This window comes from Phenylobacterium sp. (assembly GCF_031425575.1).
Classification (GTDB): Bacteria; Pseudomonadota; Alphaproteobacteria; order Caulobacterales; family Caulobacteraceae; genus Phenylobacterium.
Genome location: NZ_JANPJP010000217.1, coordinates 1 through 4,149 on the forward strand (window position 1 = coordinate 1; position 4,149 = coordinate 4,149).

At 70.0% G+C, this 4,149-nt stretch carries 3 protein-coding genes; 1 reads left to right on the forward strand and 2 read right to left on the reverse strand.

Features of this window, described 5'->3' with window-relative positions:
- A partial coding sequence (locus tag RMO97_RS12450) for a hypothetical protein (RefSeq protein WP_310541390.1) occupies positions 1 to 72 on the reverse strand: 72 nt, incomplete at its 3' end.
- A gap of 88 nt (positions 73 to 160) precedes the next feature.
- Here RMO97_RS12450 and RMO97_RS12455 point away from each other — a divergent pair.
- Positions 161 to 1,327 (forward strand): citrate synthase, encoded by a 1,167-nt coding sequence (locus RMO97_RS12455; RefSeq protein WP_310541388.1) that lies wholly within the window; start codon positions 161 to 163, stop codon positions 1,325 to 1,327.
- Positions 1,328 to 1,608: 281 nt separating this feature from the next.
- On the opposite strand, the gene RMO97_RS12460 is transcribed toward RMO97_RS12455, so the two are convergent.
- On the reverse strand, positions 1,609 to 4,149 hold a 2,541-nt coding region (locus RMO97_RS12460), incomplete at its 5' end, for a glutamate synthase-related protein (RefSeq protein WP_310541389.1).

The following is a 4,149-nucleotide window of genomic DNA, read 5'->3' on the forward strand; positions in this document are numbered from 1 at the left end:
GCGGCCCGCCGCCCCGTCCACGTCGGACATCACGGTGTGGGCGGCGATGACGTCTTCCAGTCCGTCCGACATGGGAGGACCTCCTTTTTCCAAACTTGCTAAGGGCGATATTTGCCGCCAAGCTGGACGCGTCAATCTTGATCAACATAATCAACATAAGATGCCGCAAACCAAGGCCAGCGACTGGATCGGCGCCGACGAGGCTCGCGAACGCCTCGGTGTGCGGCCCCAGACCCTCTACGCCTATGTCAGCCGCGGCCGGGTCCAGACCCGCATCGATCCGGGCGATCCCCGCCGCAGCCTCTATCGGGCCGCCGACATCACCGCCCTGGTTCAGCGCAAGACCCGCAGCCGTAAGGCCTCGGAGGTGGCGGCGGGCGCCATCGCCTGGGGGGAGCCGGTGTTGGTCTCGGCCATCACCACCATTTCCCAGGGCCGGCTGTTCTATCGAGGCCGCGACGCCGTCGAGTTGGCCGAGACCGAGACGCTGGAATCCGTCGCCCGCCTGCTGCGCGGCGGCCATGGCGCCGCCCTGAAGCGCACCGATCGGCCCCAGCCGCCGGCGGGGACGGACATGACCGCGCGCGCCTTTTTGGCCCTGGCCGCCCGCGCGGGCGTGGACGCCCCGGCGCTCGGCCGCCACCCCCTGGCCCTGGCCGTCGAGGCCGCCACCCTGCTGGACGTGCTCACCGACGCCATCGCCGGCGAGGTGGGGGGCGGGGCGATCCATAACCGCCTGGCCTTCGCCTGGGGCCTGGGTCCCGGCGGGCCGGGGGCCGACCTGGTCCGCCGGGTGCTGGTGCTGCTGGCCGACCACGAGCTCAACCCCTCGGCCTTCGCCGCCCGGGTGGCCGCCTCGACGGGGGCGTCCCTGGCCGCTGCGGCGCTGGCGGGCCTGGCGACGCTTTCAGGACCTCGCCACGGCGGGGCGCCCGCCGCCATCCGGGGCTTCGCGGCGGAGGCCGCCCAGGGCGGCGCGCGCGCCGTGATCGCCGCCCGCCTGGCCGAGGACCGCCTGCTGCCGGGCTTCGGCCATCAGCTCTATCCCGACCACGACCCCCGCGCCGCCGCCCTGTTGGACCGCTTCAAGCTGACCCCGGAGATGGCGAGCCTGCGGGCCGCCGCGGAGGACATCACCGGCCTGGCGCCCAATATCGACTTCGCCCTGGTGGCCATGTCCGACGCCCTCAAGCTGCCCCGCGACGCCCCTTTCGCCCTCTTCGCCACCGCCCGCTGCGCCGGCTGGATCGCCCACGCCATCGAGCAAGGCCAGACCGGCGCCCTGATCCGGCCGCGCGCGCGTTATGTGGGGGTGGAGGTGGCGTGAGTTTGCCTGCCGCGAGTTCGCAGCGGTGGGTCAGATCAGATTGTCCACGAACCACACGAACCACACGAACAAACAAGACGTGTCATCCCGGTTTCGCACAGCGAAGACCGGGACCGCGAAGCGGCGGCGCGAAGCAGCCACCCATACACACCAATCCCTCCGGCACGCCCCGCGCGTCTGGGTCCCGGACAAGCCCTGCGGGCTTTCCGGGATGACACCCTTGTTCGCGACGTTCGTGTGGTTCGTGGTTCCAACTCTTGAGGACCTCGCGGCTCACAGAGCTACGCCCTGTGATGCGCCGCCTCTTCCTCGGCCAGCGGCTGGTCCAGGCGATGCACCATCTCCTTCGGGACCACCTGCCAGAACTTCCCCAGATGCCGGTCCCAGTCGCGCAGGATGCCGGCGGCGAAGGCCGAGCCGGTCTCCCGCGCATGCTCCTCCACCAGGTCCTTCAGGTCCGCTTCCCAGGCCCGCGTCCCGATCCGCTGCACCACCACGCTGTCGGTGTTGAGGTGGGTCAGGAAGCGGTCGTGCAAATCGAGGACAAAGGCCATGCCCCCGGTCATGCCGGCGGCGAAGTTGAAGCCCACCGGCCCCAGGATCACCGCCCGCCCGCCGGTCATGTATTCCAGCCCGTTGGCGCCGCAGCCCTCGACGACCGTCACGGCGCCGGAGTTGCGCACCCCGAACCGCTCGCCCGCCAGACCCGCCGCGAACAACCGCCCCGAGGTCGCGCCATAGAGCACGGTGTTGCCCAGGATGGCGTTGACCTCCGGCGCCGCCAGGTGCGGCGAGGGGCGCAGAATAATGGTCGCCCCGGACAGCCCCTTGCCGACATAGTCGTTGGCCTCTCCGGTCAGCTCGATTCGCAGGCCCTGGACCGCGAAGGCCCCCAGGCTCTGACCCGCCGAGCCCTTGAGCTGCACGGTCAGGTGACCGGCGGGCAGGCCGGTCATCCCGAACTTCCGCACGATGTGCGACGAGGTCCGCGAACCGATGGCGCGCGCGGTGTTCCGCACCGTGTAGGTCAGCTGCATCTTCTCGCCCCGCTCCAGCAGGGGCGCGGCGTCGCGGACGATCTGGGCGTCCAGGGTGTCGGGCACCTCATTGCGCCCCTCCACCACGCAATGGCGCGGGTTCGGCCCCGGATCGGCCATCACCAGCAGGGGGTTGAGGTCGAGGTCGTCCAGGTGCTCGCCGCCGCGCGAGACCTGCTGCAGCAGGTCTGTGCGGCCGACGATCTCCTGGATCGAGCGGAAGCCCAGCGAAGCCAGGATTTCGCGGACCTCCTCGGCGATGAAGGTGAAGAGGTTGATCACCTTCTCCGGGCTGCCGCTGAACTTCTCGCGCAGGGCCTCGTCCTGGGTGCAGACCCCCACCGGGCAGGTGTTGGAATGGCACTGGCGCACCATGATGCAGCCCATGGCGATAAGGCTGGCCGTGCCGATGCCGAACTCCTCGGCGCCGAGCATGGCGGCGATCACCACGTCGCGGCCCGTCCGCATGCCGCCATCGGCCCGCAGGCGCACCGAGTGGCGCAGGTTGTTCAGGGTCAGGACCTGGTTGGCCTCCGACAGCCCCATCTCCCAGGGGCCTCCGGCGTACTTGATCGAGGTCTGGGACGAAGCCCCGGTGCCGCCGACATTGCCGGAGATCAGGATCACATCGGCCTTGGCCTTGGCCACGCCCGCCGCGATCGCCCCGATGCCGGTCATGGCCACCAGCTTCACGCAGACCCGGGCGGTGGGGTTGATCTGCTTCAGGTCATAGATGAGCTGGGCCAAGTCCTCGATGGAATAGATGTCGTGATGCGGCGGCGGGCTGATCAGCATCACCCCCGGCGTCGCATGCCGCAGCCGCGCGATCAGTTCGGTCACCTTGAAGCCGGGCAGCTGCCCGCCCTCGCCGGGCTTGGCGCCCTGGCTGACCTTGATCTCGATCTCGCGGCACTCGTTGAGATACTCCGCCGTCACCCCAAACCGCCCCGAGGCGATCTGCTTGACCGCCGAGTTGGGGTTGTCGCCGTTGGGCAGGGGCTTGTAGCGGGCGGCGTCCTCGCCACCCTCGCCGGAGACGCTCTTGGCCCCGATCCGGTTCATGGCGATGTTCAACACCCCGTGCGCCTCTGGGCTTAAGGCCCCTAGGCTCATGCCGGGCGTCAGGAAGCGCTTGCGGATCTCGTTGACGCTCTCGACCTCGTCCAGGGCCACGGGCCGTTCGCCGCTCCGCCAGTCCAGCAGGTCGCGCAGCTGGATGGTGGGCTGTCGGCGCATGCCCGCCGAGAACCGCTGGTAGGCGCCATAGTCCCCGGTGTTGCAGGCGGCCTGCAGGGTGTGGATCATGCGCGCCTCGAAGGCGTGGCTCTCGCCGCTGGCGCGGGCCTTGTAGAGCCCCCCCACCGGCAGGCTGATGGCTCCGGGGTCCCAGGCGCGGCGATGCGCCTCGACGGACTTGGCCTCCAGCCCGGCCAGGCCGATGCCGGAGATGCGCGAGGGCATGCCGGGGAAGAACTCCGCCACCAGGGCGCGGCTCAGCCCCACCGCCTCGAAGTTGTAGCCGCCGCGATAGGACGAGATCACCGCGATGCCCATCTTGGCGATGATCTTCAGGAGGCCGCCCTCGATGGCGTGCTTGAAGTTGGCGCAGACGTCGTGGAGGGTCAGCTCGCCCGCCAGGCCGCGCTCCAGCCGGTCCTGGAAGCTTTCCTGGGCCAGATAGGCGTTCACCGCCGTGGCCCCCACCCCCACCAGCACCGCGAAATAGTGGGTGTCCAGGCACTCGGCCGAGCGGACGATGATCGAGACGTAGGAGCGCAGGCCCTT